This window comes from Novosphingobium sp. 1529 (assembly GCF_040544855.1).
Lineage (GTDB): Bacteria > Pseudomonadota > Alphaproteobacteria > Sphingomonadales > Sphingomonadaceae > Novosphingobium > Novosphingobium capsulatum.
On the sequence record NZ_JBEPKW010000008.1, the window covers coordinates 122385 to 148472 of the forward strand.

The 26088-nt window shown below is 66.6% G+C and carries 28 protein-coding genes and 1 tRNA gene; 17 read left to right on the plus strand and 12 right to left on the minus strand.

Translation table 11 applies throughout. From position 1 onward, the window contains the following. Position 1: 1 nt before the first annotated feature. Both ABIC78_RS15440 and ABIC78_RS15445 read right to left on the minus strand, forming a co-directional pair. Positions 2-241 carry an acyl carrier protein gene (locus ABIC78_RS15440; RefSeq protein WP_022674823.1) on the minus strand — a complete coding sequence of 80 codons (240 nt, stop codon included), beginning with the start codon at positions 239-241 and terminating at the stop codon, positions 2-4. A 160-nt stretch (positions 242-401) separates the two neighbouring features. Further along, positions 402-764, minus strand: a complete 363-nt coding sequence (locus ABIC78_RS15445) for a response regulator (RefSeq protein ID WP_022674822.1) — start codon at positions 762-764, stop codon at positions 402-404. Positions 765-878: 114 nt separating this feature from the next. Here ABIC78_RS15445 and ABIC78_RS15450 point away from each other — a divergent pair, with 114 nt between their 5' ends. Genes ABIC78_RS15450 through ABIC78_RS15470 form a run of 5 tightly spaced genes read left to right on the plus strand, consistent with a single transcriptional unit; the run spans position 879 to position 4166 of the window. Beyond that, positions 879-1121: a DUF3572 family protein gene (locus ABIC78_RS15450; RefSeq protein WP_171797591.1), complete on the plus strand. Its 243-nt coding sequence runs from the start codon at positions 879-881 to the stop codon at positions 1119-1121. After that, a complete protein-coding gene (locus ABIC78_RS15455) occupies positions 1118-1744 on the plus strand; it encodes an HAD family hydrolase (protein WP_022674820.1) in 627 nt (208 codons plus the stop codon). Before ABIC78_RS15450 ends, ABIC78_RS15455 begins: the two co-directional genes overlap by 4 nt. Positions 1745-1776: 32 nt before the next feature. Continuing rightward, positions 1777-2244 (plus strand): RidA family protein, encoded by a 468-nt coding sequence (locus ABIC78_RS15460; RefSeq protein ID WP_022674819.1) that lies wholly within the window; start codon positions 1777-1779, stop codon positions 2242-2244. Then, the gene (locus ABIC78_RS15465) at positions 2216-3022 is read left to right on the plus strand and encodes a glycerophosphodiester phosphodiesterase family protein (protein WP_051146223.1); all 807 of its coding nucleotides are present in this window, start codon (positions 2216-2218) and stop codon (positions 3020-3022) included. Before ABIC78_RS15460 ends, ABIC78_RS15465 begins: the two co-directional genes overlap by 29 nt. Positions 3023-3035: 13 nt before the next feature. Continuing rightward, positions 3036-4166, plus strand: coding sequence for a GNAT family N-acetyltransferase (locus ABIC78_RS15470; RefSeq protein WP_028657458.1), 1131 nt, complete (start codon positions 3036-3038; stop codon positions 4164-4166). 25 nt (positions 4167-4191) lie between these two features. On the opposite strand, the gene ABIC78_RS15475 is transcribed toward ABIC78_RS15470, so the two are convergent. Then, entirely contained in the window at positions 4192-4542 is a 351-nt protein-coding gene (locus tag ABIC78_RS15475) for an SEL1-like repeat protein (protein ID WP_171797562.1), read from the minus strand. Between the two features lie 301 nt (positions 4543-4843). Here ABIC78_RS15475 and dksA point away from each other — a divergent pair, with 301 nt between their 5' ends. The 4 genes from dksA to ABIC78_RS15495 all read left to right on the plus strand — a co-directional run bounded on the left by dksA (position 4844) and on the right by ABIC78_RS15495 (position 9495). Beyond that, complete coding sequence (dksA, locus tag ABIC78_RS15480; RefSeq protein ID WP_022674815.1) at positions 4844-5302, plus strand: RNA polymerase-binding protein DksA; 459 nt, start codon at positions 4844-4846, stop codon at positions 5300-5302. Between the two features lie 282 nt (positions 5303-5584). Further along, positions 5585-5953, plus strand: coding sequence for a PilZ domain-containing protein (locus tag ABIC78_RS15485; protein WP_022674814.1), 369 nt, complete (start codon positions 5585-5587; stop codon positions 5951-5953). Positions 5954-6045: 92 nt separating this feature from the next. Continuing rightward, complete coding sequence (locus ABIC78_RS15490; protein ID WP_171797563.1) at positions 6046-7533, plus strand: ABC transporter substrate-binding protein; 1488 nt, start codon at positions 6046-6048, stop codon at positions 7531-7533. 216 nt (positions 7534-7749) lie between these two features. Further along, positions 7750-9495 carry a DEAD/DEAH box helicase gene (locus ABIC78_RS15495; RefSeq protein ID WP_171797564.1) on the plus strand — a complete coding sequence of 582 codons (1746 nt, stop codon included), beginning with the start codon at positions 7750-7752 and terminating at the stop codon, positions 9493-9495. A 71-nt stretch (positions 9496-9566) separates the two neighbouring features. On the opposite strand, the gene ABIC78_RS15500 is transcribed toward ABIC78_RS15495, so the two are convergent. Next, positions 9567-9956, minus strand: coding sequence for a winged helix-turn-helix domain-containing protein (locus ABIC78_RS15500; protein ID WP_168353220.1), 390 nt, complete (start codon positions 9954-9956; stop codon positions 9567-9569). Between the two features lie 147 nt (positions 9957-10103). On the opposite strand from ABIC78_RS15500, the gene ABIC78_RS15505 reads away from it, so the two are divergent. The 3 genes from ABIC78_RS15505 (at position 10104) to ABIC78_RS15515 (ending at position 13266) form a co-directional block, all read left to right on the plus strand. Beyond that, complete coding sequence (locus ABIC78_RS15505) at positions 10104-11606, plus strand: DUF4139 domain-containing protein (RefSeq protein ID WP_171797565.1); 1503 nt, start codon at positions 10104-10106, stop codon at positions 11604-11606. Positions 11607-11617: 11 nt separating this feature from the next. Then, positions 11618-13138 carry a DUF4139 domain-containing protein gene (locus tag ABIC78_RS15510; RefSeq protein WP_171797566.1) on the plus strand — a complete coding sequence of 507 codons (1521 nt, stop codon included), beginning with the start codon at positions 11618-11620 and terminating at the stop codon, positions 13136-13138. 52 nt (positions 13139-13190) lie between these two features. Beyond that, positions 13191-13266: transfer RNA gene (locus ABIC78_RS15515), tRNA-Val, on the plus strand. A 36-nt stretch (positions 13267-13302) separates the two neighbouring features. Here the strand turns inward: ABIC78_RS15515 and ABIC78_RS15520 are convergent. The 6 genes from ABIC78_RS15520 to hisD all read right to left on the minus strand — a co-directional run bounded on the left by ABIC78_RS15520 (position 13303) and on the right by hisD (position 19555). After that, entirely contained in the window at positions 13303-14631 is a 1329-nt protein-coding gene (locus ABIC78_RS15520; RefSeq protein ID WP_171797567.1) for a glycoside hydrolase family 1 protein, read from the minus strand. Continuing rightward, positions 14631-15629, minus strand: a complete 999-nt coding sequence (locus ABIC78_RS15525; RefSeq protein ID WP_354490661.1) for an alpha/beta hydrolase — start codon at positions 15627-15629, stop codon at positions 14631-14633. The genes ABIC78_RS15520 and ABIC78_RS15525 overlap by 1 nt, the downstream gene beginning before the upstream one ends. Positions 15630-15832: 203 nt before the next feature. Further along, positions 15833-16240, minus strand: a complete 408-nt coding sequence (locus tag ABIC78_RS15530; RefSeq protein WP_171797568.1) for a VOC family protein — start codon at positions 16238-16240, stop codon at positions 15833-15835. Positions 16241-16265: 25 nt separating this feature from the next. After that, the gene (locus ABIC78_RS15535) at positions 16266-17417 is read right to left on the minus strand and encodes an alpha/beta hydrolase (RefSeq protein WP_171797569.1); all 1152 of its coding nucleotides are present in this window, start codon (positions 17415-17417) and stop codon (positions 16266-16268) included. A 21-nt stretch (positions 17418-17438) separates the two neighbouring features. Beyond that, complete coding sequence (locus tag ABIC78_RS15540) at positions 17439-18215, minus strand: SDR family NAD(P)-dependent oxidoreductase (protein WP_171797570.1); 777 nt, start codon at positions 18213-18215, stop codon at positions 17439-17441. Continuing rightward, positions 18212-19555, minus strand: coding sequence for a histidinol dehydrogenase (gene hisD, locus ABIC78_RS15545; RefSeq protein ID WP_211185612.1), 1344 nt, complete (start codon positions 19553-19555; stop codon positions 18212-18214). The genes ABIC78_RS15540 and hisD overlap by 4 nt, the downstream gene beginning before the upstream one ends. 147 nt (positions 19556-19702) lie before the next feature. Between hisD and ABIC78_RS15550 the strand changes: the two genes are divergently transcribed. Genes ABIC78_RS15550 through ABIC78_RS15565 form a run of 4 tightly spaced genes read left to right on the plus strand, consistent with a single transcriptional unit; the run spans position 19703 to position 22588 of the window. Then, the gene (locus ABIC78_RS15550) at positions 19703-20647 is read left to right on the plus strand and encodes a fumarylacetoacetate hydrolase family protein (protein WP_062788102.1); all 945 of its coding nucleotides are present in this window, start codon (positions 19703-19705) and stop codon (positions 20645-20647) included. Further along, positions 20640-21299, plus strand: coding sequence for an EthD domain-containing protein (locus ABIC78_RS15555; RefSeq protein ID WP_171797571.1), 660 nt, complete (start codon positions 20640-20642; stop codon positions 21297-21299). The genes ABIC78_RS15550 and ABIC78_RS15555 overlap by 8 nt, the downstream gene beginning before the upstream one ends. A 19-nt stretch (positions 21300-21318) precedes the next feature. Then, positions 21319-21828, plus strand: a complete 510-nt coding sequence (locus ABIC78_RS15560) for a cupin domain-containing protein (protein ID WP_022675237.1) — start codon at positions 21319-21321, stop codon at positions 21826-21828. 4 nt (positions 21829-21832) lie between these two features. After that, a complete protein-coding gene (locus ABIC78_RS15565; RefSeq protein WP_171797572.1) occupies positions 21833-22588 on the plus strand; it encodes an SDR family NAD(P)-dependent oxidoreductase in 756 nt (251 codons plus the stop codon). A 38-nt stretch (positions 22589-22626) separates the two neighbouring features. Here the strand turns inward: ABIC78_RS15565 and ABIC78_RS15570 are convergent, their stop codons facing one another. After that, positions 22627-23421, minus strand: coding sequence for an SDR family NAD(P)-dependent oxidoreductase (locus tag ABIC78_RS15570; protein WP_354490666.1), 795 nt, complete (start codon positions 23419-23421; stop codon positions 22627-22629). 240 nt (positions 23422-23661) lie between these two features. Here ABIC78_RS15570 and ABIC78_RS15575 point away from each other — a divergent pair, with 240 nt between their 5' ends. Next, complete coding sequence (locus ABIC78_RS15575) at positions 23662-24819, plus strand: MFS transporter (RefSeq protein ID WP_354490667.1); 1158 nt, start codon at positions 23662-23664, stop codon at positions 24817-24819. A gap of 17 nt (positions 24820-24836) precedes the next feature. On the opposite strand, the gene ABIC78_RS15580 is transcribed toward ABIC78_RS15575, so the two are convergent. Continuing rightward, positions 24837-25976: an FAD-dependent monooxygenase gene (locus tag ABIC78_RS15580; protein WP_171797574.1), complete on the minus strand. Its 1140-nt coding sequence runs from the start codon at positions 25974-25976 to the stop codon at positions 24837-24839. Positions 25977-26088 lie beyond the last annotated feature (112 nt).

Here is a 26088-nt window from a genome sequence, read left to right on the forward strand (position 1 = left end):
CTTACCCTTGCAGCTTGGTCACGGCGTCGATCAGCTGGCCATAGGTTTCGATCTCGGCCTGCTGGTTCATGCTGATGATGATGTCGAACTCGTCCTCGATCGCGGCGACGAAATCCATCACCGTCAGGCTGTCCCACTCCAGGTCGCCGGCAAAGGTGGTGGCATCGGTGATGGCCACGCCCTTCTTGTTGAAGGGCTCGATCAGCTCGGCAATCTTAGCGGCAGTGGCGGGGCGGTCCATCGTCTCTCTAACTCCGTGGGGCAGGGCGGTGCCCCTGCCAGAACATTGCGGCGGAAAAGCGGCCTGTGGCCTGCCCTGTCAAGCCTGAACGGGCGATGAGGCCGATTTCCTGCGCGGTGGCGGTGGGAAAGCGGGGTGACGATGATGCACAGGCCGCGATCTAAATCAGTTTCATCACCGCCTGCATGAACGGGCTGATGGACACCGGCTTGGCCAGATAGCCCTCGGCGCCGGCCTCGCGAATGCGTTCCTCGTCGCCCTTGCCGGCATAGGCGGTGACGGCCAGGATCGGAATCTGGCGCAGCACCGGATCGGCCTTGAGCGCCTCGATCAGTTCCAGCCCCGAAACGTTGGGCAACTGGATGTCCATGATCACCAGCCCCGGCACGAACTGGCGCGCGCGGTCCAATGCCTCGCGCCCGTCGGCTACCGGCTCCACGGTAAAGCCATTGGCCACCAGCAGATCGCAGAACAGCTTGCGGTTGAGGTCGTTGTCCTCGACAACCAGAATTCTTTTTGCCACGGAACACCTCTATTGCGCGGTCCAGCACGGCCGCCGCCTGCGCTGCTCTATTGACCTCGAAAGGCTCTGACAATCATCCGCGAACCCTCGTCCCCCGTCCCCGATCCGCAGGATCTGGCGCTGGCCGCGCTCGGCTGGGTGCTGGCCGATGGGCAGCGCGCCGAACGCTTCCTGGCCCTGAGCGGGATGACGCCCGAAACCTTGCGCGCGGGGCTTGCCGATCCGGCCGGGCAGAACGCGGTGCTGGGCGGGGTGCTCGATTTCCTGCTGTCTTACGAGCCTTACCTTGTTGCCGCGGCCGACGCGCTCGATATAAGCCCTCAGGCCTTGGCCGCCGCACGGGAGAAACTGGTATGAGCCGCCCGCTGGTGATCAGCGATTGCGATGAAGTGCTGCTGCACATGGTGGCGCCGTTCCAGGCTTGGCTCAAAGCCAACCACGACATCGATTTCGTGATGGAAAGCAATGATTTCGGCAAGGCCATGCGCTATGTCCATGACGGGCGCGGGGTGGAATCGCGCGAGATCTGGCGCCTGCTCGACCTGTTCTTCAACACGCAGATGCATACGCAGCCGGCCATCGCCGGCGCGGTGGAGGCTGTAGGCGCGCTGGCCGACCGCGCCGACTTCGTGATCCTGACCAATCTGGGCCACAGCTATCGCGACGCCCGCACCGCGCAACTCGAAGGCGTGGGCATCAACGCCCGCGTCTTTACCAACCAGGGGCCGAAAGGGCCGGCGCTCAAGGCCATTCTCGATGAATACAACCCCACCCGCGCGGTGTTCATCGACGATCTGCCCCAGCATCACCATTCCGCCGCGCAATTGACGCCCGAGGTGATCCGCCTGCACTTGTGCGGAGAGCCCTTGCTCGCGCCGCATATCGATTGTGCGCACAAGGCTGGCCACGCCCATGCGCGGATCGATACCTGGGACCATGCGCTGCCCTGGCTGATGGCCCGGCTGGACGAGGCCGCCTGACCATTTTTTCGCGTTTGCTGGAGTGAGTGAGAATGACTGTTTCGATCGATGCCCGCCTGGCCGAACTGGGCCTGGAACTGCCGCAGGCCGCAGCGCCGGTGGCGGCCTATGTGCCCACCGTGCTGGCGGGCGGGCTGCTGCATGTTTCGGGGCAGTTGCCGTTCATTGACGGCGCGCTGGTGACCGGCCGCCTGGGTGAAGACGTCAGCCTGGAGCAGGGCGCCGCTGCCGCCAAGGCCTGCGCGCTGATGCTGCTGGCTCAGGCCAAGGCTGCCCTGGGCTCGCTCGACCGCATCGAGCAGGTGGTCAAGCTCGGCGCCTTCATCAATTCGACCGGTGATTTCACAGATCAGCCCAAGGTGGCCAACGGCGCTTCGGAACTGATGCAGGCGGTGTTCGGCGATGCTGGGCGCCATGCCCGCAGCGCCGTGGGCGTGCCGGTTCTGCCGTTGGGCGCTGCGGTGGAAATCGATGCTATCTTTGCTGTTCGCGCTCATTGATCGCTTTCTCCTGCCGGCGCGGGCAGCGGCCCGCGCCGGCTGGCTGCGCGAGGCCATCTATGCGCATCGCGGGCTGCATGGCCCGGGTGTGCCGGAAAACTCGCTCGCCGCGGCCGAGGCCGCCATTGCGCGCGGCTTTGGCATCGAATGCGACGTGCAGCGCAGCCGCGATGGGCAGGTCGTGGTATTCCACGACCGCGCGCTCGATCGCTTGACCGGGCAGGCCGGCAACCTGGCCGACCACACCGCCGCAGAACTTGCTGGCATGACCCTGCTGGATGAAACCGGCATGGTGGTGGGCGGTGAAACGATCCTTGGCCTGCGCCAGTTGCTCGACCGCATCGATGGCCGCGTGCCCCTCCTGATCGAAGTGAAATCCGCGCCCACGCAGCGCATCGCGCCGCTGTGCCTCGCGGTGCGCCGCCTGCTTGAAGGCTATCGCGGGCCCGTGGCGGTAATGAGCTTCGATCCGCGCGTTGCCGCCTGGTTTCGCCGCTATTCCCCGCACGTGGTGCATGGCCTGGTAGTGACCGAGGCGGGGCGGCGCACCTTGCTCGCCCGCCTCAAGAGGCATCTTGCGCTGTGGCGCGCGCGTCCCCAATTCCTGGCCTATGACATTGCCGATATTGCCAATCCTGTGGTGCGCCTCGCCCGGCGCCGGGGCGTTCCGGTGCTGACCTGGACCGTGCGCACCCCCGATGATGCCAGCCGGGCGGCAACCTATGCCGATGCGCCGATTGCCGAAGGCCCGGTTCTGCTGGCGGCGCCAGCGGCGTGAGGCGGGCGGCGCCATGACGCTGACCGCACGCGTCGAAGGAGCGGTGGGCAATATCCCGGCGGCGGATTGGGATCGCCTGATCGGGGATGGCAATCCCTTCATGTCACACGCATTCCTCTCCCTCCTTGAGGAATCCGGCTCGGTCGGCGGGCGCAGCGGATGGACGCCGCTGCCGCTGCTGATCGACGACGCCGATGGCCGCCCGGCGGCGGCGCTGCCAGCCTATCTGAAGCAGCACAGCCAGGGCGAATATGTGTTCGATCACGCCTGGGCCGATGCCTGGCAGCGCGCGGGCGGGGACTATTATCCCAAGCTGCAGATCGCCGCGCCGTTCACGCCGGCGACTGGCCCGCGCCTGTTGTGTGCCGGCCGCCCCGATCTGGCGCTCCCCCTGTTGCGCGCGGCCGAGGCGCTGGTGGACCAGAACGGCCTGTCATCGGCCCATGCCACGTTCCTTGCACCCGAACAGGTGCCGCTGTTCGAGGAAGCCGGCTGGCTCTTGCGCTCAGACCTGCAATTCCACTGGGAAAATCGCGGCTATGCCACGTTCGACGATTTTCTTGGCGCGCTGTCTTCGGCCAAGCGCAAGAACCTGCGCAAGGAACGCGCCGCTGCCCAGGCCGGGGTGGAGATCGTGACGCTGACCGGCGCTGCCATCACGGCCGACCACTGGGACGCGTTCTGGGTGTTCTATCAGGACACCGGCGCGCGCAAGTGGGGGCGGCCGTATCTGACCCGCGCCGCGTTCGACCTGATCGGGCAGACCATGGCCGACAAGGTCTTGCTGGTGCTGGCGCTGGAGGATGGCGAGCCGGTCGCCGGCGCGCTCAATTTCATCGGGCGCGATACGCTCTACGGCCGCTATTGGGGCGCCGTGGTGGAAAAGCCGTTCCTGCATTTCGAGCTGTGCTATTACCAGGCGATTGATGCCGCCATCGCCATGGGGCTGCGCCGGGTGGAAGCTGGGGCGCAGGGACAGCACAAGCTGGCACGCGGCTATGAACCGGTGCAGACATGGTCGGCGCACTATATCGCCGATCGCGGATTTCGCGCCGCAGTGGCCGAATTCCTGGTGCGCGAGCGCGCCGGGATAGAGCAGGGCCAGTTCGAACTGGCCGGGCATACGCCCTATCGCAAGGGCTAGGCGCCGCGATCAGGCAGCCTGAAATTTAGGCGGCGTGGCGGGTTGCGGCGCGCATCCATTCGCGGGCGCGGCGCTGGGCTTCGGCGATATCGCGCGCGCTCATTTCCTCGGCCACATCGGCGCGGGCGCGGGTAGCATCGTCATGGCCGGCCACGGCCGCGAGGTTGAACCACTTGTGCGCTTCGACCAGATCGCAATCCGCGCCATAGCTGCCGGTGGAAAAGGCCACGCCCAGATCGAAAAAGGCGTGGCTGTCCCCTTGTGCCGCAGCGGCGAGGCAGGCGGCGATCAGGCTGTCGGCGCGGTCTGCTGCGGCATGGCCGGCATGAAGTGGTGCGGATGGCACCAGCGTGATCGGTGATGGCGCGTGCGGCATGGTCCTTGGTTCCCCCTGTGCGAATCTGCCTTTCCCCATCGGGTGGCAGGGCAAGGCTCGCCAATTAAGGTCAACAAACCGTTAAGCATGATCGCGGCCGTGCCCGCGCGTGCGCCGCTTTATCCGCGAAATGTACGATGCCGCTGTTTCACAAAGGTTCAGCTGCAATGTGACATAGCGTTGAGGAAGTGCTTGTGCGCCCTTTCCTGCCTGCCTATAGGCGCGGCAAGCCGGGGGCTGGTCGCGCCGATCGCGGCGCGTTTTGGCCCTGGTGGTCGGAAGGCGCAACACGGAGGGCCGGATGGCTGGGGTTCTGGGTGACGAAATTGACGTGTTGGCAAAGGCCCGCCGGGCCATGCCGGGTGATTACGTTCCGAATGACGACGAACCCTATATGAGCGAGCAGCAGCTCGACTATTTTAGGCGCCTTTTGCTCGAGTGGAAGAAGTCGATCCTGTCGGCCTCGGCCGGCACCCTGTCGGCCTTGCAGGATGGTCCGCTGCGTGAACCCGATCTCAACGATCGCGCATCAAGCGAAACCGACTGGGGCATCGAACTGCGCACCCGCGATCGCCAGCGCAAGCTGATTGCCAAGATCGATTCGGCCATGCGCCGCATCGACGAGGGCGAATACGGTTTCTGCGAAGTGACGGGTGAGCCGATCGGCCTGGGGCGTCTGATTGCCCGCCCGATCGCGACGATGACGGTGGAAGCGCAGCAGGCGCACGAGCGTCGCGAAAAGATCTCGCGCGATATGTGATGGCGCCGGCAGGGCCAAGGTGGTCCTGCCCAGCCCATGATGGCCGCACAGGCGTACCATCGGCATTGCGGTAAATACCACCAAGGCCGCTGTCCCCCGATGGCACGGGGCTTTTTGCCGCTGCGAGCGGGAAATTTAAAGATTTCTTTGCCGTTTTCGTTTATCCCTTTGCACATGGATCGGTGCGAAAGGTGGCAGGTGCGGGCGCAAGCTGCTCGCTGGCAGCCACATAGCGCCGGGCCCATGCCGCTTGGCCCACCACGCTGGAAACGGAACCTGACGGTGACTGATATCGACCATCGGCAATTGGGGCGTGACAGCCTTTTCCTGATGGCCGACCTGCGCCTAGACGGCCAGGACGGTGAGCATCGCGTGCGCGTGCGCAATCTTTCGGCCGGCGGGATGATGGCCGAAGGCGCGCTGCGCGTGGTGCGCGGCATGCGGCTTGAGGCCAACCTGCGCCATATCGGCTGGGTCGAAGGTGTGGTGGCCTGGGTGCAGGATACCCGCTTCGGCATCGCCTTTGTCGAGCAGATCGATCCCAAGCTGGCACGCGAGCCAGTGGCCACGCAGCCGTCTGACGATTACGCGCCGCGCTATGTCCGGCCGCCGCTCGCCCAGCCAGAGGGCAAGCGCCTGCGCAAGCTGTGACGCGTTCGGCTTGCCGCTGCTGCTGAAATACTGAAATCGCCGGCGCCGGCATCTTTGCTGGCCTGCCACGGCTGATCTGCTAGGCAAGGGACATGGCTCCCCCGTCTTGCCATCTGCGCCGCGCTGCGGCGGTGCTTTTGCCCGGTGTCGCCCTTATGCTGGCCAGTTGCGGGGGCGATCGGCGCGGCGCCCTGCCGGTGGCCCTGGCGGGTGACGACAGCGCCTTTCAAACCGCCGCGCTGCGTCCCACGCCGGCCGCGCAGGTCTTGCGTGCCGCCACGGTCGAAGGGCTGGTGGGCTTTGATGCGCAAGGCCGCGTGGTGCCCGCCATTGCCGAACGCTGGATCGTGACCGATGACGGGTTGAGCTATATCTTTCGCCTGCGCGATGGCACCTGGCCCGATGGCACCGCGATCGATGCGCCCAGCGTTGCCGCCGCGCTGCGCCGCGCGCAAAAGGCGCTGGCCGGCACCGCGCTGGGGCTCGATCTTGCCCCGATCGATGAAATCCGGGTGATGACCGATCGGGTGGTGGAAGTGGATCTTTCCGCCCCGCTGCCTGATCTCCTGACCCTGCTCGCCCAGCCCGAACTGGGGCTGCCGCGGGCGCGGATCGGATCTGGCCCACTCGGCCTGCGCCGCGAAGGCCTGGTCGCGCGCCTGTCTCCCATCCCGCCCGAGCGCCGCGGGCTGCCGGCGCAGGACGGCTTTTCACGCAGCGTGCGGCCGTTGCGCGTGGAAGTGGAAAGCATGTCCGTGGCCGCCCAGCGCTTCAACGATGGGCTGGTCGACGTGGCGCTGGGCGGCACGATCGATTCGCTACCACTGGCCGGCACCACCATGCTCTCGCGCGGGAACGTGCAACTCGATCCGGTCATGGGGCTGTTCGGCCTCCAGGTGGTGCGCGCGCAGGGCTTCCTGGCCGATCCGCTGCGGCGCGAGGCATTGGCCCTGGCGATCGACCGCGATGGCCTGGTCGGCGCCTTTGCCATCGGCGGGTGGAGCGGCACGACGCGGCTGGTCTCTCCCGAAGTGCCCGATAGCGATGGCAGCGTGGGTGAGCGCTGGGTCGGCACCACGCTCGACCAGCGCCGCGCGCTGGCGCGCCAACGGGTCATGGCCTGGCTGGCAACCGGGCAGGGCGCGCCGCGCCTGCGCGTGGCCGCGCCCGATGGTCCGGGCACGCGGCTGGCCCTGGCGCACCTGGCGGCCGATTTTGCCACGATTGGCGTGACACTGGAACGGGTTGACGCCAGCGCCTCGGCCGATCTGCGTCTGGTCGACAGCGTGGCGCGCTATACCCGCGCTGCCTGGTTCCTCAATCAGGTGGCCTGTCCGGTCAGCCCGGCGGGGTGCAGCCCGCAAGGCGATGCCCTGGCCGCGCAGGCCCGGGCAGAGCGCGATCCGCAGGCGCGCATGGCCCTGCTGGCGCAGGCCGAAACCGCCGTCACGGCGGCCAACAGCTTCATCCCGATCGCGCGGCCGTTGCGCTGGTCGCTGGTGCGCAGCCGCGTGACCGGGTTTTCCCCCAATCCGTGGGGTTGGCACCCGCTGCCACCGCTGACCATTGTGCCGAAATAGGCAGTTTTTCGAAGAATTGCCGCGATCAGGGCGATTTTTCGCATTTGGTCATGGCGGCGAAAGGAACAACCCGCTAGGGGGCGGGGGCCGAGAGATGGTATATCGGGCTTCGCGTGGTGAGGCCGTGGCACTGTCGTCTGGCCTTATAAACACCCGTGTAATATCCCCAGCCGGTCCCTGCCCACGTTGCGGCCCGGCCCAGACCCGTTGAGTTTCATGCCCTTTTCATCTCTCCCTGCTGCCGTTGCCGAATCCCTTGCCGCCCGTGGCTATGCCGAACCGACTCCGGTCCAGGCCGCCGTGCTCGAAGCGGAAGCGGCCGGCCGCGACCTTCTGGTTTCTGCCCAGACCGGCTCTGGCAAGACCGTTGCCTTTGGCGTGGCCATGGCTTCCGATCTCCTTGGCGATGGCGTGCCGCCGGCCGGCGCGCCGCTGGCCCTGGCCATTGCCCCCACGCGTGAACTGGCCCTTCAGGTCAGCCGCGAACTCGCCTGGCTTTATGAAAAGGCCGGCCTGCGCATCGCGACCTGTGTTGGCGGGATGGACCCGTCAAAGGAACGCCGCCAGCTCAACCATGGTGCGCACATCGTGGTCGGCACGCCCGGCCGCCTGCGCGACCATCTCGAACGCGGCGCGCTCGATCTTTCGGCCCTGCGCTTCGTCGTCCTCGATGAAGCCGACGAAATGCTCGACATGGGCTTCCGCGAAGACCTGGAAGAACTGCTCGACGCCACCCCGGCTCAGCGCCGCACGCTGCTGTTCTCGGCCACCATGCCGCGTCCGATCGCGGTGCTGGCCAAGCAGTATCAGCGCGACGCGCTGCGCATCTCCACGATCGACGATCGCCAGGGCCATGGCGACATCAGCTACCAGGCTGTCGCCGTCTCGCCCAACGACATCGAGAACGCGGTGATCAACCTGCTGCGCTTCCACGAGGCGGAAACGGCCATGCTGTTCTGCGCCACGCGTGACAACGTGCGCCGCCTGCATGCCACGCTGGTCGAGCGCGGCTTCGCCGCCGTGGCGCTGTCGGGCGAGCACAGCCAGAACGAGCGCAACCAGGCGATCCAGGCCTTGCGTGACGGGCGCGCCCGCATCTGCGTGGCCACCGACGTGGCCGCACGCGGGATCGACATTCCCTCGCTCAGCCTCGTGGTCCACGTGGAAGTGCCGCGTGACGCGGAAACCCTGCAGCACCGTTCGGGCCGCACCGGCCGCGCCGGTCGCAAGGGCACGGCCGTGTTGGTGGTGCCCTATCCGCGCCGCCGCCGCCTGGAAGAAATGCTGCGCCGCGCGCGGATCGAGGCGGAATGGATGCCGGCCCCCGGCGCTGCCCAGATTCGCGAGCGTGACCGCGAGCGCCTGCTCGAAAAGCTGCTGGCCCCGGTCGACGCCGAAGACGTGCTCGAAGATGACGTGGCCCTGGCCGACACGCTGATGGAACGCATGGAAGTGCGCGATATCGCGCTGGCGCTGGTGCGTAGCTATCGCTCGGCCATGCCGCAGCCCGAAGACCTCATCGACCTGTCGACCGAGGAAGGCCGCAAGGCCACGCACCGCACGGGCTTTGACGACGTGTCGTGGTTCCGCATGGATATCGGCCGCCGCCAGAACGCCGATCCGCGCTGGCTGCTGCCGCTGTTGTGCCGCCGTGGCCACATCACCCGCAACGAGATCGGTGCGATCCGCATCGGCCCGAGCGAAACCTACTTCCAGGTGCCCAAGGCGATGGAAGATCGTTTCCGCGCCGCGTTGCAGCGCACCGCGCGCGAAGGCGCCGAGGATGAAACCGGCATCCGCATCGAACCGAGCGAACCGCCGCGCGAAATGGCCCGCACCAACCGCCGCCAGGGCAATGGCCCCAACCGCCCGCGCGAAGGCTTCCCGCCGCGCGGTGATGGCCCGCGCAACGATGGCCCCCGCACGCACCGCAAGGGCCCGCCGCGCCGCCGCGAAGGCTGAACCCAAAAGATCCTCCCCCACACCGTGGGGGAGGTGGCGGCCGCAGGCCGTCGGAGGGGGCGTTTACCTCCTTAACCCGCGCGCTCGTCCTGCCGTTCCAGCGGCTCGGCCCGCAGTAGGCCGGCAAGCGCCTGCGCATCGGCGCAGGTGGCATCGCCGGCCAGCCGCGCCTGAAGCGCGCGATAATGCGCCAGCACGCGCTGCCCCAGATCGCTTACCTTGGCCCCGCCACCATGGGCGCTGCCGGGAAAGGTTTCCACCAGCGGCCCGTGCCAGCAGCGGTTCATCACATCCACCAGTTGCCAGGCGCGGCGATAGCTCATCCCCATGGCGCGCCCGCCGGCCGAGATCGAGCCTTCGCGCGCGATGGCATCGAGCAGGTCGGCCTTGCCCGGCCCCATGGCGATCGCCTCGCCGCAATAGAGCTGTAGCTTGATCTTGATATGCGCTGCATCGGCCATGCCGGGGTTTTAGGCGCGCATGCCTTTTGGCTCAAGCGCGGCGGCAGAGGCATGGCCGTCGTTTTGCGCCGCGCTGGTGCGATCGGCGATGGTATAAGCGAAACAATCGGTTATCGTGCCATCACGGACCATGCGGGAGAGAATGCGATGCGGCCACGGTTGACGGTTTCGACGCTGGGCGTGGCTCTGGCGTCAGCGCTCGGCGCCGCGCCAGCGATGGCTGACGCCAATGGGGTGGAGGCCGCAAGCGCGCAGGGTGATGTGGCGCTCACGATCTATGCCGACATGGCCCTGGTCGAAGACGTGCGGCGCATCGATCTGCCCAAGGGCATCAGCCGCCAGGAATTTCCCGATGTGTCTGCCCAGATCCGGCCCGAGACCGTCACCCTTTCGGCGCCCGGCGCTGCCGTGGTGGAACAGAATTTCGATTATGACCTGCTGACGCCCGATAAGCTGCTCGACAAGTCGGTCGGCCAGGATGTGAGCGTGGTGCGCAACGCGCCCGATGGCCAGGAAGTGGTCACGCGCGCGCATGTGCTGGCCAACAACGATGGCGCCGTGGTCCAGGTCGGCAACCGGATCGAGATCCTGCGCGATATGCCCGGCCGCGTGGTCTACCCGGGCCTGCCTGCTGGCCTGCGCGCCCGGCCGACGCTGTCAGTCACGCTCGATGCCGCCAGCGCCGGCACGCGCGCGGTGGGCTTGCGCTATCTGTCGGGCGGGTTCGGCTGGAAGGCCGATTATGTGGCGCTGTTCGATGAAACTGCGGGCAAGCTCGATGTCCAAGGCTGGATCACGCTCAACAACACGACCGGCACGGGCTTTCCCAACGCCCGCGTCATGCTGGTGGCGGGGCAGCCGGGCGGCAACGCGGCTGACCATGGCAATCGCTATGTCCGCCCACCGCGCCGCCCCATCGGCAATCGCACGGGCACCGGCGGGGCCGACGGGCGCGAGACGCTGGGCGATTTCCATGTCTATCCGCTGGCCGGGCGCACCACCGTCGCCAATGCCCAGACCAAGCAGGTGAGTTTCCTCAATGTGGCCGGGGTGCCGGCGCGCAAGGTCTATCAATATTGCAACGGCTGGCAGCACAGCGCGGAAGAGGGCGAAAGCGTCGATACCGTGCTCGCCTTTACGTCGGCCAAGGATGGCGGCCTCGGCGATGCCCTGCCGGCTGGCACGATGCGCGTCTATATGCGCGATGCGCGCGGCAATCCGCAGTTCGTGGGCGAAAGCCCGCTGCCGCACACGCCAATGGGATCGGACTTGGCGCTGAAAACCGGCACTGCCTTTGATGTAAAGGTGCAGCCGACTGTCGAAAAGCGCGAAAGGATCACGGCGGACGAGTGGGAACGCACCGCGCAATGGCGCATCACACGCAATGATGCCCCGCCGGTCACCTACACGATTGAGCAGCATCCCACATATTGGCGCACGCAGATGGCGTGGAAGGTTACCAACGCCCGCGCCGTGCCGGTTGAGGTCGACGTGATCCAGGACGGCCTGGACGAGGGCTGGCACGATACGCGCGTATCGGCCGAGAGCCTGCCTGGCCGCCAGCTTTCGCTTGATAGCCGGGTCTGGCACGTCACCGTGCCGGCGCGCGGCGCGGTAACGCTGACCGCCGCGATCGACACCCGCTATTGAGCGGCGCGATCATGCGCACTCTGATCGCGGCCATGGCCCTGTGGCCCGGCCTGGCCTTGGCGCAGCAGGCCGTGACGTCCGCGGCGCCGGCTAGCGTGGCCGTCACCATCTATCGCGAACCGGGGCGCAGCCCGGACGCTGCATTCGATCGCGGCTGGCTGCGCGGCTATGCCCTCGTCACCGAAACCCGCGATGTGGACCTGCCCGCCGGGCCGGCCACGGTGCGCTTTGAGGGCGTGGCGGCAGGCATGCTGGCGGAAACCGCGCTGGTCCGTGGCTTGCCGGCGGGGGTGGCCGAACAGAACCTCGATGCTGATCTGATCGGCGCCCGCAATCTCTATGCCCGCAGCTTCGGCCGCCCGGTGACCCTGCGCCATACCGATCCGCGCAGTGGCGCGGTGGTGGAAGAGCAGGCTGTGATCCGCTCCGGCCCTGATGGCGCTGCCGTGATCCAGACGCGCGATGGTTTCCGCAGCGCGCGCTGCGCCTGGCCCGATGAATATATCAGCTATGCCGATCTGCCCGCCGGGCTGGTGGCCAAGCCCACGCTGTCGGTGCAGACCAGGGCGCCTGCCGCAATGCATGGCCGGGTCACGCTCAGCTATCTCGCCTGGGGATTCGATTGGCGGGCGGATTATGTCCTGACCATGGCGCGCGACGGGCGCCACCTTGATCTGGCCGCCTGGATCACGCTGGCGAGCAGCGACGATACGGCATTTGCCGGGGCCGCCGCAGCGGTGGTCGCCGGCAAGCCCGAAAAGCAGGCGCGCGGCTGGGAAAACCGGTTCGACGATGACCAATCGCTGTCGTTTACATGCGAGACGGCGCTGCCGCCACCTCCTCCGCCGCCACCTCCACCGATGGTGGAGTTCATGGCCCCCGCCCCGGTAGCAGCGAAGGAGTATATCGTCGTCACTGCCCAGCGCCGCGCCCCGGTCATGGCGCAGCAAGAGGCACTGGGTGATCTCAAGCTCTATCGCCTGCCATTGCCGACCATGATCGCCCCGCGCGCGCAAAAGCAGGTGGCCTTTGCCGATCGCCGCGCCGTCAAGGTGCAGCCATTCTACAAAGGCACGCTGCAACTGGACGAACACGAAGACCAGCCTCTGCGCCAGGCGCTACGGCTGAACAATCGCAAGGCGGCGGGGCTGGGCCTGGCCCTGCCGGCGGGCCACGTCGTAGTCCTCGAACCGCACGGCGCGTCGACGCTGCCGGTGGGCGAGGGCCGTATCGACGACAAGGCCGTGGGCGAAGAGATCGACATCGAACTGGGCGAGGCCACCGCCGTGTACCTGGCCGAGGCCGATGGTCGTCAGCACGATGACGCGCGTGGGCACGATCACACCGCTACCGTCACCAATGGCCGCAATCAGCCGGTAATCGTGGAACTGGCCATCCCGCTTGGCCAAGGTCAGCGCCTGATCAGCCCATCGCGCCCGCTCACCCGCAAGAACGGCCAGCCGCTGTGGCGCGTAACCGTCCCCGCCCACGGCACCGCGCGCCTGGCTTTCCGGATAACCGAGCGCGCGTGAAACCCATTGACCTTGCCCACCAAATCCCGCAAAGGCCGGCCTCCCCGCACGGGGGCGGTTAGCTCAGTTGGTAGAGCATCTCGTTTACACCGAGAGGGTCGGCGGTTCGAGCCCGTCACCGCCCACCAGGACCACGCTCCAGAGCGTCCCCCAGATATCGGCGATTACAGGCTGTTCCGTTGGGCGATGGCGCCCAGCACGGCAGCGCTCGGCTTGGCGGTGCGAGCGAAAGTGGCTGGGTCGACGCTGTGCAAGCCGAAGCGGTGGGCGTAGCCGAAACCCCATTCGAAATTGTCGAGCAGCGACCAGTGCATGTAGCCGCGGACCGGGACGCCATCGTCGATCGCGCGCTTGAGTTCGGCCAGCGCGGCGGGGATCAGCCATTGGCGCAGGGAATCGTCGGTGGTGTTGACGCCGTGCTCGGTCACATAGACCGGCAGCTTGGTTGCTTCCCAGGCATAGCGCACCGCGCCGGCCAGTGATCCCGCCCAGACCTCGGCGCCGGTGAAATTCTTGCGCGCGTCGACCGGTGGGGGGACCACGCCACGGTCGTTCCAGACTTTGCGTTCGTAGTTCTGCACCCCGACAAAGTCGCAGGTCTGGGCGGCCAGGCGCAGCCATTCGCCATAGTAGCGTTCGCGCATGCGATCGCGCAGCGAATGGCGTCCGATCGCCTGGTCGTCGATGATGGCAAGGCTGACGCCGACCGGCAGGTCGGGCCGCACGCTCTTGATGGCGGCCACGCCGCGGCGATGGGCTTCCATCATGTGGGCGCGATAGGTGGCCGGCTCTTCCACCCAGATCGCCACGCCGGGCGCATACCGCGCCACGCCCAACTGGCGGGCGGCGGCCTCCTGCATGGCCTTGTCGCCGGCAACCAGCTGGGCGGGCAGCAATTCGCCCAGCAAGCCGGCCAGGTTGGGCTCGTTCAAGGTCAAGGCCAGCTCGATGCCGGCGCCAAGATGGCGCACTGCCCGATCACAGAAGCGGGCAAACAGCGTGACCGATTCCGGGTTGCCCCAGCCGCCCTGCGCGGCGAACCAGCGCGGGGTGGTGAAATGATTGAAGGTGACGACCGGCTTGATCCCGCGTGCGCGGCACCCGGCGATCATCGCCTTGTAGTGATCGAGCATGGCATTGGAGAAATGCCCTTTGTCAGGCTCGATCCGGGCCCATTCCAGGCTGAAGCGATAGGTGTTGAGGCCAAGGCCCTTCACCAAGTCGAGGTCCACCGGCCACAGCTCCAGACTGTTGGCCGCGTCGCCCGAACGATCGGCGAACATGGTGTTGGGCAGATTCTCGATCACCCACAGGTCGGCATTGAGGTTGTTGCCTTCCACCTGGTGCGCGGCGGTCGAGGCGCCCCACAGGAAGCCGGACGGGAAAGCCGGGTTGAGCGGTGCGCCCTGCGCCGCCCGGGCCAGCACCGGCGTGCCGGCGGCAGCGCCGAGTGCCATGGCCGAAGCGAGCAGGCTGCGACGATCGGTTTGCATCACTTGTCTCCTCGTTCGGCCAGCAGGCCTTGGGTGCGCATCCAGCGGAGCATCAGGTCCAGCCAGCCCTCTTCCGGCGATCCGGCCGCTGCGGCGGCAAAGCCATGGCCGCCTTTCGAGAAGAGGTGGAACTCGATCGATCGCCCCGCGGCACGATAGCTTTCCAGCAACGGCAGGCCCTGCTGCCGGGCGAGCAAAAAGTCATCAGCGGCGATCGCCACGAACATCGGTGGCGCATCGGCCGGGACCTGCATCGGCCCCATGTTGGGATAGATCGGCGCGGCGAAATCGGGCTTGTCGGCGCCGCCGTGCTCGATCACGCTGCGGGTGAGGAAGCCGCCGGCTGAAAAGCCCATGAAACCGACGCGCTTTGCGTCGATGCCAAGTTCGGCCGCATGCCCGCGCACATAGCGCAGTGCGGCCAGGCCATCGGCCAGCGCTGCTGGTGGCGTATCGGCAGGCGGTGCGAGAACACTGGGCTGCCCTGCAATCATCTTGTCGAGTTCGGCGACAAACACTTTCTGGTCTGGCGGCGTCGGCAATGTCCGGTACTTGAGAACAAGCGCCGTGACCCCGTGGCTGGCGAACCAGCGGGCGATCAGCCAGCCCTCCTTGTCCATTTCGAGGCCGAGGAACGCGCCGCCCGGGGCAATGATGACGGCCGCGCGCGTGCGCGGCTCTGCCGGGCGAAACAGGGTCAGCGTTGCCCGGTTGACATTGCGCACCGCCAGCCTGCCGCCGTCGCTCTTGTGCCAGACCTCGCGGTCGACGCGTTCCGCCGTGGGCAGCAGCACGGTGTCGGGTTGGGCGGGGGTCGCCACGGCTTCGGTGGAAATCCCGGACTGCGCAACAGCGGGGCCAGCAGGCAGGAGTGCCGTCACCGCCAGCAAAGCCGAGGTGGCCGCCACGCCACGCGCACGCCATTTCATGGCGGCGCGGCGCGCAGCAGGGAGAGGTACGATACCATAGCGCGATACGCTGAAGCGGAAGCCTGCCACGTCATCTCTCCATTCGCCGCCGGTCGCAGCCCGTTATCGAGCGGCGATCAGTAGGGTCGCATGGAGTGAGGGTCAACCCGATTCAATCACTGATTAACAGTGGTAACTCACGTGGCCGCTTGCGTAAAATTGCCGATATTCCTTGCCCCGCAGCCTGCGCTTGGCGATGTTTGCTTTCCCAGCGCGGGCCTGCGGTACGTCCGTCAGGCTTCGGGCTCTTCCACGAACTCGATCAGGTTGCCGGCGCAATCGCGGATGAAACATCCTTTGCCAAAGCTTTCGCGCACGACAAAGGCGATGTCGGCGCCTTTTTGCTCCATCTCCGCCAGGAACGCGTCGAGGTCTGGCACCTGAAACGCCGCATGCTTGTTGCCGTGGGTCTTCACATCGCGCGGCGGGTGGCGCCGGTCTTCGGGCAGGGGGGCCGCGCCTTCCACCTCGAAGATTTCAAAGCGCAGCGGGCCTTTGCGCACCATCGCGGTGTGGCTGCGCGCGGCTTCGATGTAGAAGCGCTTTTCGAGGGTGAAGCCCAGCACCCGGTGATACCAGTCGATCGCGGCATCCAGATCGGGCACCGAGACCCCGGCGTGGTGAAAGGCGAAGTCGGCCATCAGTGCGCTGCTGCTTTGGCTGCCATCATCCCATCTCCGCAAACGTCTGTGCGCACCAATCGGCGATGTAGTCGCGCATCCCCGTGCCATTGTCCGCGCCGCAGTGCTCCACCTCGAAGTCAGCCTTGGTGAACACCCGCAGCGTGCGCTTCGGGCTGTTGACCGCCTGGTCATAGCTGCGCTGGGCGTTGAAGGCGGGAATCTGGCGGTCGTTTTCGCCATGGGTGACGAGGAATGGCACCCGGATCTTTTCCACCTGCCCGTCAAGGGTGATGCTGTCGGCATAGTTCAGGAAGGCATCCCGGTCGTCGATCCCGAACACCCACATGACGTGGTCCCAGTAGTGCGGCACCGGGTTCTCGCCCTCGTTGGCCACGCGCTCGCGCTGGCGCTGGCCCCACACGTGGTTTGCCCCCATGACCGCGCACAGGGCATAGCGCGGATCATTGGCGGCTATGCGCGGGGCGTGATAGCCGCCGAACGAGAGCCCGAAAATGCCGATGCGATCGTGGATCACGTCGCTGCGTGTCAGCAGATAGTCCAGCGCCGGGCTGCCCCAGCGCTCCGCGTCATAGACCGCCGGCAGGCCCCGCTTGCGGATCGCCTCGCCGGTGCCGGGCTGGTCGACGAACAGGGTGTTCATCCCGCGCTCCAGGTTCACTGCGGCGTGGCCGGCCATGGCCACCTGTTCCTTCATCGAATCGAGCCCGTTGACCGACACCAGCGTGGGCCGCGGCGTGCCCGAGCCATCGTGGTAGAACAGCGCGGTATAGCTTGATCCCTCGTAGGGAATCTCGACCTTTTCGACATGCTGCCCGCGCAGCCGGGTACCCTTTAGATAGAGTTCGAGGCCCTTGTCATAGGCCGCCCAGCGCGGGGCGTAGTCACGGCTCTGCAGTCGCTCTGCCCCCAGGTAATAGCCCGATGCCCGCAGATACTTGGTTCCGGCGGACAGCAGGAAGCCTTCCGCTTCGTCGGCTTGCGCATTGCGCGTCACCTGGTCTGCCACCGCGATCCAGCTGTCGAACAGTTGTGCCGATCCGGCATCGGCGCCGGCCTTGGCGGCCTCGCGCACCGGGCGGCATACCTCGTCCAGTTCGCCATGGTTGCCCCCGGCGATCAGCGCCAGGTTGATCCCCAGGTTCCAGATGTAGTTTCCGGGAAACGGCTCGAACATGTGCAAATTCCTTGTGAAAAATCAGTCTGCGGTCCAGCCGCCGTCGACCACGAGGCTGGTCCCGGTCATCAGCGCGCTGGCGTCGCCCGCCAGGAACAGCACCGCACCCATCAGGTCTTCCACCGTGCCCAGCCGCCCCAGCTTGATCTTGCCCAGCACGCTCGCCCTGAAGCTTTCGTCGGCAAAGAACGGGCGCGTCATCGGGGTTTCGATGAACGTGGGGGCGATGGTGTTGCTGCGGATGCCGTGGGGGGCAAGGTCCAGCGCAAAGGCCTTGTTCATGCCTTCCAGCGCCCACTTGCTCGCGCAGTAGAGGCTGCGGTTGGGCCCACCGACATGGCCCATCTGGCTGCCGATGTGGATCAGGCTGCCGCGCACGCCCTGGGCGATCATCGCCTGTACGCAGGCCTGCGCCACGAAGAACGCCGCCTTCACGTTGAGATCCATCACCGCATCGTAATCGGCTTCGCCCACTTGCCACATCGGCATGGGGCGATTGGTTCCGGCGTTGTTGACCAGCACGTGAAAGGCCGGGCGGCCGGCGAAGAATGCCGCAACCGCTGCATGGTCGGCCACGTCGAGGACCACGGCCTCGGCAGCCCCACCGGCATCGCGGATGGCCGCTGCGGCTGCCGCGATCTCGTCGGCGCTGCGTGCCGCCAGCGTGACCGCCGCGCCTGCATCGGCAAGCGCGGCGGCCATCGCCAGGCCGATCCCGCGGCCCGCACCGGTAACCAGCGCGCGCCGCCCGTCCAGCCGGAACGATGGCGTGGTCGGCAACACCGGCCGCTCCGTCATGCCCGCGTCAGCTCGCTGGGGGCGGCTTGCCCGGCATAGGGCACGTTTCGCCCGCCATAACGGCGCACCCGCACGTTGGCCTGCTCGCCATGGCCGGCAAAGCCTTCCAGTGCGCACAGCCGGCTGCAATATTCGCCCACCAGTGCCGATGCCTCGTCGGTCAGCACCTTTTGGTAGGTGCAGGTCTTGAGGAACTTGCCCACCCACAGGCCGCCGGTATAGCGCGCGGCCTTGCGCGTCGGCAGGGTGTGGTTGGTGCCGATCACCTTGTCACCGAACGAAACGTTGGTGCGCGGGCCCAGGAACAGCGCGCCATAGTTGGTCATGTTGTTCAGGAAGTAATCGGGATCGGCGGTCATCACCTGCACATGTTCGCTGGCGATGTCGTCGGCGATGCGCACCATCTCCTCGTAACTTTCCGCCACGATCACTTCGCCGTAGGTTTCCCACGCCTTGCGTGCGTGGTCGGCGGTGGGCAGGATCTGCAGCAGCCGCTCGATCTCGGCCATCGTCTCGCGCGCCAGCTTCTCTGAATTGGTCAGCAGCACGCCGGGGCTGTCGGGCCCGTGTTCGACCTGGCCCAGGATATCGGTGGCGGCCAGTTCGGCATCGCAGCCCACTTCGTCGGCGATGATCAGCGTCTCGGTCGGCCCGGCAAAGAGATCGATGCCGACGCGGCCGAACAGCTGGCGCTTGGCTTCCGCGACAAATGCATTGCCGGGGCCAACCAGGATATCGACCGGGTCGATGCTCTGCGTGCCGATGGCCATGGCGCCGATCGCCTGGATGCCGCCCAGCGCATAGATCGCGTCGGCCCCGGCCAGTGCCTGTGCTGCCACGATATGCCGCGCTGCCTTGCCCTGGAAAGGCGGGGCGCAGGTGACAACGCGCTTCACGCCGGCCACCTTGGCGGTGATCACCGACATGTGCGCCGAGGCGAGCAGCGGATACTTGCCGCCCGGAACATAGCAGCCGGCGGCGTTGATCGGCACGTTCTTGTGGCCCAGCACCACGCCGGGCATGGTTTCCACTTCCACGTCCTTCATGGACTCGCGCTGTACCTGGGCAAAGTTGCGCACCTGGGTCTGCGCAAACTCGATATCCTTGCGCTCCTGCGCGGTCAGGCTGTCCACCGCGGCGTCGATTTCGGCCTGGCTCAGGCGGTAATCATCGCGGTCCCATCCGTCGAAGCGAATGCTCATCTCGCGCACGGCCGCGTCGCCACGGGCTTCGATCGCGGCGAGCGCCGCTTCCACCGTATCGCGCACCTTGCGGTCCGCGTCCGCCTTGGCTTCCGCCGTCGCACCGCGCTTGAGGTAAATCGCCACCAAACTCTCCATGTCGGCTTGTCTTTGCAGTGCCCTGCCAGCCGCCTTGGGGCCGAACCATCGCATAGTTTCGATGCGAAGCTATCGATGAGATGCCGTTGTGCGTGGCCCGCCTCCCGCATAGTCGTTGCGAAACGAGAACTTGGAGAGACACGATCGATGCGCCTTGCCACCTTGCAGGATGGAACGCCGGATGGACGGCTCGTGGTCGTATCGCCAGATGGCCGGTCCCACGCGCCCGCGCCGGTGGGCACCTTGCAGGCCGCACTGGAGCAATGGACCGATGTTGCGCCGCAACTCGCGGCGATCACCACGTTTTCTGAGCCGCTAGATCCGGCGCAGGTGCTCGCGCCCCTGCCGCGCGCCTGGCAATGGCTCGATGGCTCGGCCTTCCAGTCTCATGGCGATCTGATGGATGCCGTGCTCGGCATTACGCCGATCAAGACCGGCGCGCCGCTGATGTACCAGGGCACGTCGGATCGCTTCTACGCCCCGATCAGCGAGGTGAAGTTCCCCGACGAGGCGCTCGGCATCGATTTCGAGGGCGAATTCGGCGTAATCGTCGATGCCGTGCCGATGGGCACATCTGCTGCAGAGGCGATGAACCACATCCGGCTTGTCGTGCAGGTCAACGATTGGTCGCTGCGCACGCTCGCCGGGCCAGAAATGAAGACCGGGTTCGGCTGGGTCCAGGCCAAGCCCCCGTGCGGCATGGCGCCTTATGCCGTCACGCCCGATGAACTGGGCGATGCCTGGCGCGACGGGCGCGTCTGCCTCGATCTTCGCGTGGACTGGAACGGCCAACGGTTTGGCGCGGCCAATGGCGAGCCGATGGGCCACGGCTTCCACGAACTCGTCGCCCATGCGGCGCGCACGCGCGATCTGGTGGCGGGCACGATCATCGGCTCGGGCACCGTGTCCAACCCCAACTTCCGCGAGATCGGTTCTTCCTGCATTGCCGAGCGGCGCGGCATCGAAATGCTCGATCTGGGCGAAGCCAAGACGGCATTCATGCGCTTTGGCGACAGCGTGCGCATGGAAGCAGTCGATGCAGCCGGCCGCGCGCCATTCGGCGTGCTTAACCAGACCGTGGTCCGTGGCTGACGCCGCTCCCGTCGGCCCGGTCAAGCTGGTCATCCTGCCGCGCACGCGGCTGGGGCTTGGCCGCGGGGGGTTGCGTCGTCATCTCGAAACCGTGCATGGCCCGATGGTGGTGGCAGAGCCCGCGGTGTCGGGCGGTTTCACCGGCTATGTCCACCACTATGCGCAAGACCTTGCGGGCCTGCCGCTGCTCGACGATCGCGATGCGGTCACCGTGATCCGCTTTGCCGAACCCGCCGCCATGGCCGCGTCCAAGGCAAGCGAAGCCTATCGCCTGCGCGTTGGGCCCGATGAAGACAACTTCCGCGAACGGGATGGCTCGATCGCGCTTTTCGCTGCCGAACGCGTCGTGGCGCCCGGCGCTGATGATGCGCTGGCCAAGCTTCTGGTATTTCGTGCGGCGCGCGGCGTGGATATCGAGCGGTGGGCCTTGGCCCTGGCAGCGATCGCCGCGCGGGACGACGTCCACGGCGTGGTCACCAATCTCGCCCGCGTCGTCGAAGGCGATTTTCCGTTCACCCAGTTCGATGAAATCGGCCTTGCCGCCGGGGCCGATCCCACCGTGATTGCCGGCGTTCTTGCCGATCTGGCGGAGCCGGTGCTGGCTCCTGCGGCAACGCGCCACCTGCTGGTTGAACCCGTCCGTTTCATCTGATTAACTACGGAACATGCCCATGAATTCGCCAATCTCCGATTCCGGTCTTCCCCCTGTGCAGCGCGTTGTTACCGGCCATGATGCCAACGGCCGGGCGGTGTTCAAGTCAGAGGACGTGTCGCCCACCAAGCTGATCCCTTCGGGCGATGGGGCGTTCCTGCTGGTGTGGACCACGGCGACGGTGCCGGCCGACAACAATGACGAAACCGATGGGCGCCATCGTCCGGCGGGCCTCACGCTCAACGGCGGCTCGGTCATCCGCATCGTCGACATGCTGCCGGGCAAGGAAAGCCCGATGCACCGCACCAACTCGATCGACTATGGCATCGTGCTGGAGGGTGAGATCGAGCTGGAACTGGACGACGGCGCGAAGCGCACGATCGGCCAGGGCGGCATCATCGTCCAGCGCGGCACCAATCACCTGTGGCGCAACACCACCGACAAGCCCTGCCGTATTGCCTTCATCCTGATCGAGGCCCCGGCCTATCTCCACAACGGCCAGCCGCTGCCCGAAGACAAGCCGGACTGAGGCCATGTTCGATCTGTCGGGCAAATGCGCGATCGTCACCGGCTCTACCCGGGGCATCGGCCTGGCGATTGCCCAGGCGCTGATCGCGCTAGGGGCGCAGGTCGTCATCTCCAGCGAAAGCGCGGCCGACACGGCCCGCGTTGCTGCCGATCTTGGCATGCCCGGCATGGCTTGCGATGTTACCGACGATGCCGCGCAGGCGGCGCTGGTCGATTTCGCGCTGGCCCGATGCGGTCGGCTCGACATTCTGGTGTGCAATGCCGGGATCACTGGCCGCCCCGGCACCTTTGCCGATTTGGCCATGGATAATTACGCCCAGGTCATGGCGATCAACCTGCGCAGCCAGGTCGTGTTGTGCAACCTGGCGCTGCCGCATATTGCCGCAGCGCCGGGCGGCGCTGGTGCAGCGGTGCTGGTCGCCAGCCTTGCCGGCTTGCGCGGCAATGGGCGGATCAATGCCTATGCCTTGGCCAAAGCCGGGGTGGCGCAGCTGGCGCGCAACCTGGCGGTGGAATGGGGGCCGCGCGGTGTGCGCGTCAACGCCGTATCGCCTGGCTTTGTCGCCACCGAGCTGTCGCAGCCCTTGCTCGACAACGCTGATTTCATGGCCCGCCGCATGGCCATGACGCCGCTGCGCCGCCCCGGCACTCCGGCAGAGATTGCCGGCGCGGTTGCCTTCCTTGCCAGCTCCGCTGCCGGGTTCGTCACCGGCCACAATCTCGTCGCCGATGGCGGCACCCTGATCAGCGACGGCAGCTGACACCGCGCGATCTGCCGGGAAGGGTCAGTCGCGCTGCCTCACCATGCGGTCGAGCCGGCATCCACGCGGAAATCCGCCCCGGTGATATAGCCTGCCTCGTCCGAACACAGGAACGTCGCCGTCCAGGCGATATCCTCGGGCTGGCCGATGCGCTTGATCATCATCTTTTCCAGCGCAAACGCTTCGAACCCGGGATCTGATGCCATGTGCCGCGCGGTTTGCTGGGTCAGGATCAGGCCGGGCGAGATCGTGTTGGCGCGGATGCCGTGGGGCGCGCCTTCCATCGCCAACTGGCGCGTCATCGCCATCACGCCGCCCTTGCCCGCGCAGTGCGCCAGCGCCGGGGAGCCGTTGAGCGCCACGTGCGCATTGGCCGAGGCGAAATTGACGATCGCCGCGCGTCCGCTCGCCTTCAGCCAGGGCCAGGCCGCGTGCGTGCAGAGAAACACGATGTCGAGTTCGCCGCGCAGGGTATGCTGCCACTGCGCATAGGTCATCGTGTCGATCCAGTTGAACACAGCCATCGCCGCTGCCGGTACCAGCGCATCGATCCGTCCCGCCTCGCTGCCGATCGTCGTGATCGCCTGCTGCACCGCTGCCTCGTCCAGCAGGTCTATCGGCCAGGCCCGTACGGCCCTGCCGGTTTCTTCGGCCAGCGCGCCAATGCCTGCCGCATCGATATCCAGCGCGTGCACGGTTGCCCCTTGCGCCGCAAACATCCGCGCGATCCCGCGTCCAATGCCGGCGCCCGCGCCGGTCACCACGGCCACGCGCCCTGCCAACCGCTGCTGTCCGTGGGCCAGATCCGAAAAGGGCGTTTCGGCAAGGGTCATGGTCTTTTTCCTCTCCATCGCAGGTGTGGCCCTGCCGTTGCCCGATCCTAGCATCCCCTGTTCTGCGCATGGATTTCGCTTTTTGGATGCCTTGCCATCGGTCCTGTCGTGCCTATCGACAAGACCGATCGATTGGGCCCTGCGCTATCAATTGGACGCGCTCTACGCTGCCGGGAATGGTCTCGGGCTCATAAGCCAGGAAAGAGCATGCGCGTGGAGAGACAACAGCAAGCCGGTACGATGACGGGAATATCCCTGCTGTTGCCGATTACCCTCACGACCATGGCGGTGGTTCTGCTCGCGCCGGTCCTGCCGCGCCTCATGGCGGAATATGCCCATGTTCCGGGCCACGATTATCTTGTGCCCATGGTCCTGACCCTGCCGTCGCTGTGCGTCGCCTTTTTGTGCCCGGTCGCAGGGCTGCTGGGCGATCGCTTTGGCCGGCGTCGCCTGCTGCTGATAGCGTTCGTGCTCTATGCGGTGGTCGGCATGGCGCCGCTGGTCTTGACCAGCCTCTGGGCCATTCTCGCCTCGCGCGTGGCGGTCGGGATCGCCGAAGCGCTGATCTACGTGCTCTCGACCACCATGATCGGCGATTACTTTACCGGCCCGGCGCGCGATCGCTGGCTGGCCGGGCAAACCGCCTTTGCCTCGGTCTCTGCCTTGCTGTTCTTCAATCTTGGCGGCGTGCTCGGCGATTTCGGCTGGCGCACCTCGTTCTGGGTCTATGGCGCCGCGCTGGTCATGTTCGCGCTGGTCTGGCGCTATACTTGGGATACCGAGCCCGCTGCCGCTACGCCCAAGGCATCTTCCGCGCCGGCGGCGGCGTCCAGCCCCTGGGGCCGCCTCGCGGTCATCGTGGCGATTACCATCTATGGCTCGGTGTTCTTTTACACCGTGCAGATCCAGGCTTCGTCGGGTCTGGTCCAGCTTGGCCTTGTCAGCGCCGCGCGCATCGGCCTGTTCACCTCGCTCGCCAGCCTGGGCGTGCCGCTGGGCACGTTCGTCTACACGCGTATCGCGGGGCAGGGGCCGCTGCGCCTGCTCTGTGCCGAATTTGCGCTGATCGCGGCAGGCTTTGCCATCATGGGGCACAGCACGAGCGTGCCGATGTTCCTGGCGGGTTGCTTCGTCAACCAGGTCGGTGGGGGCATGCTGCTGCCCACGCTGCTGGTCTGGTCGATCAGCCTGCTGCCCTATGAGGTGCGGGCGCGGGGCACGGGCGTGTGGCAATCGTCCTTTGCGCTGGGCCAATGGCTCAGCCCACTGGTGGTGACGGCCTTGTCGCTGCACTGGGGTGGATTGATGCCAGCCTTTGCCGTGCTTGGCCATGCGGCCCTGGCCGGGCTGGGCGTTGCCGTGGCGGCGCTCGTGGTGTCACGCCGCGCCGCCACCTGACTTTTTACGCTTCGGGATCAGTAGGGCGCGTTCAGCCGGTGCAGCGCGCCTTCCAGCATCTTGGCGTGGATTTGCGGGTCACCGTTTTCCAGTTGCAACTGGCCCACGGCCACGCTGGTCTCGATCACGTCGCGGCAACGGTCAAAGCGCCGTTCCTGATAGGCGCGCAGCCCGCTGGCCACGTCCGGCGTCCGCGCCAGCTCTTCGGCCAGCACGATGCCACTTTCCACCGCCATCCCGGCGCCTGATGCCAGGTGCGGCGTGGTCGCGTGCACGGCATCGCCCACCAGCACGATCCGCCCGTTGAACCAGTCGCGCGGCTGCAGCACGGCGGCGAGCGGGCGATAGTTGATCCAGTCCTCGCGCGTCATCGTGTCGCGGATCCACCCGGCATTGCCGCCGAAGTCGCGCAGCAGCTCCTTGAGCGTGACGAACAGCTCTTCCTCGTCCATGTGCTGCTCGCGCTCCACATGCGGGGTAAGCATCCACAGATAGATCTTGTCGGGCGCGCAGGGGGTGATTCCCGCCGGATTGGCATGGCCCAGAAAGAACTCGCTGGCGTTGAGCCCCGGCGGCTTGGCGATCGAGATGCGCCAGCATCCCTGGCCGGTCGGCTGTGCCGGGCCCATGTGCGGAAAGGCGATGCTGCGCACGCCCGAAGCCACGCTGTCTGCCCCCACTACCAGGTCATAGCGGCCTTCCGTTCCGTTGGAAAAGCGCACGTCGACCCCATCGTCGCGGTTCTCCAGCGCGGACACGGTCAGGCCCAGCTGGACCGGGATCTGCAGTTCGGTAACCCGGCGCTGCATGATGTGGTGCAGGATCGGCCGCATGATCCCGCCGGTTGCGGGCAAGCCTTCCTCGATTACCGGCTCTTCCAGGTCGAGGATGTGGTGCCCGTCATAGCGGAACAGGCGCGTCTTGCTGGTGATGGCGCCCTGCTGTTTGATCTGTTCGAGCAGGCCAAGCTGGCGGTACGCGCGCAGGGTGGGGCCGGTGATGGTGATCCCGGCGCCATAGACCCGCCATTCCGGGTCGAGATCGATCAGGTCGACCTTCACTCCCCGCTCGGCCAGGCTGATCGCCGTTGCCATGCCGCCAATACCGCCGCCAACGACAAGCGCCGTTGCGATGCTGCTGATTGTCTCCCGGTTCATAGGGGGCATGACCTAACGAAGCGGACACACTGTACAAATCCGAACTGTGGATAGGGATCTATCGATTCAATCGGTAAGATATTTGCGGCGGGCCGGGCTAACCGCAAGATCA

Bases quoted from the DNA above. Each gene is read 5' to 3' on its own strand.
- ABIC78_RS15495 (WP_171797564.1), top strand. From the start codon at position 7,750: ATGCCCTTTTCATCTCTCCCTGCTGCCGTTGCCGAATCCCTTGCCGCC.
- ABIC78_RS15490 (WP_171797563.1), top strand. From the start codon at position 6,046: ATGGCTCCCCCGTCTTGCCATCTGCGCCGCGCTGCGGCGGTGCTTTTG.
- ABIC78_RS15465 (WP_051146223.1), top strand. From the start codon at position 2,216: ATGCTATCTTTGCTGTTCGCGCTCATTGATCGCTTTCTCCTGCCGGCG.
- hisD (WP_211185612.1), bottom strand. From the start codon at position 19,555: ATGGAGAGTTTGGTGGCGATTTACCTCAAGCGCGGTGCGACGGCGGAA.
- ABIC78_RS15510 (WP_171797566.1), top strand. From the start codon at position 11,618: ATGCGCACTCTGATCGCGGCCATGGCCCTGTGGCCCGGCCTGGCCTTG.
- ABIC78_RS15535 (WP_171797569.1), bottom strand. From the start codon at position 17,417: ATGTTCGAGCCGTTTCCCGGAAACTACATCTGGAACCTGGGGATCAAC.
- ABIC78_RS15580 (WP_171797574.1), bottom strand. From the start codon at position 25,976: ATGAACCGGGAGACAATCAGCAGCATCGCAACGGCGCTTGTCGTTGGC.
- ABIC78_RS15530 (WP_171797568.1), bottom strand. From the start codon at position 16,240: ATGGCCGACTTCGCCTTTCACCACGCCGGGGTCTCGGTGCCCGATCTG.
- ABIC78_RS15570 (WP_354490666.1), bottom strand. From the start codon at position 23,421: ATGACCCTTGCCGAAACGCCCTTTTCGGATCTGGCCCACGGACAGCAG.
- ABIC78_RS15475 (WP_171797562.1), bottom strand. From the start codon at position 4,542: ATGCCGCACGCGCCATCACCGATCACGCTGGTGCCATCCGCACCACTT.
- ABIC78_RS15440 (WP_022674823.1), bottom strand. From the start codon at position 241: ATGGACCGCCCCGCCACTGCCGCTAAGATTGCCGAGCTGATCGAGCCC.
- ABIC78_RS15455 (WP_022674820.1), top strand. From the start codon at position 1,118: ATGAGCCGCCCGCTGGTGATCAGCGATTGCGATGAAGTGCTGCTGCAC.
- ABIC78_RS15540 (WP_171797570.1), bottom strand. From the start codon at position 18,215: ATGACGGAGCGGCCGGTGTTGCCGACCACGCCATCGTTCCGGCTGGAC.
- ABIC78_RS15550 (WP_062788102.1), top strand. From the start codon at position 19,703: ATGCGCCTTGCCACCTTGCAGGATGGAACGCCGGATGGACGGCTCGTG.
- ABIC78_RS15565 (WP_171797572.1), top strand. From the start codon at position 21,833: ATGTTCGATCTGTCGGGCAAATGCGCGATCGTCACCGGCTCTACCCGG.
- ABIC78_RS15505 (WP_171797565.1), top strand. From the start codon at position 10,104: ATGCGGCCACGGTTGACGGTTTCGACGCTGGGCGTGGCTCTGGCGTCA.
- ABIC78_RS15575 (WP_354490667.1), top strand. From the start codon at position 23,662: ATGACGGGAATATCCCTGCTGTTGCCGATTACCCTCACGACCATGGCG.
- ABIC78_RS15520 (WP_171797567.1), bottom strand. From the start codon at position 14,631: ATGCAAACCGATCGTCGCAGCCTGCTCGCTTCGGCCATGGCACTCGGC.
- dksA (WP_022674815.1), top strand. From the start codon at position 4,844: ATGGCTGGGGTTCTGGGTGACGAAATTGACGTGTTGGCAAAGGCCCGC.
- ABIC78_RS15560 (WP_022675237.1), top strand. From the start codon at position 21,319: ATGAATTCGCCAATCTCCGATTCCGGTCTTCCCCCTGTGCAGCGCGTT.
- ABIC78_RS15500 (WP_168353220.1), bottom strand. From the start codon at position 9,956: ATGGCCGATGCAGCGCATATCAAGATCAAGCTACAGCTCTATTGCGGC.
- ABIC78_RS15470 (WP_028657458.1), top strand. From the start codon at position 3,036: ATGACGCTGACCGCACGCGTCGAAGGAGCGGTGGGCAATATCCCGGCG.
- ABIC78_RS15460 (WP_022674819.1), top strand. From the start codon at position 1,777: ATGACTGTTTCGATCGATGCCCGCCTGGCCGAACTGGGCCTGGAACTG.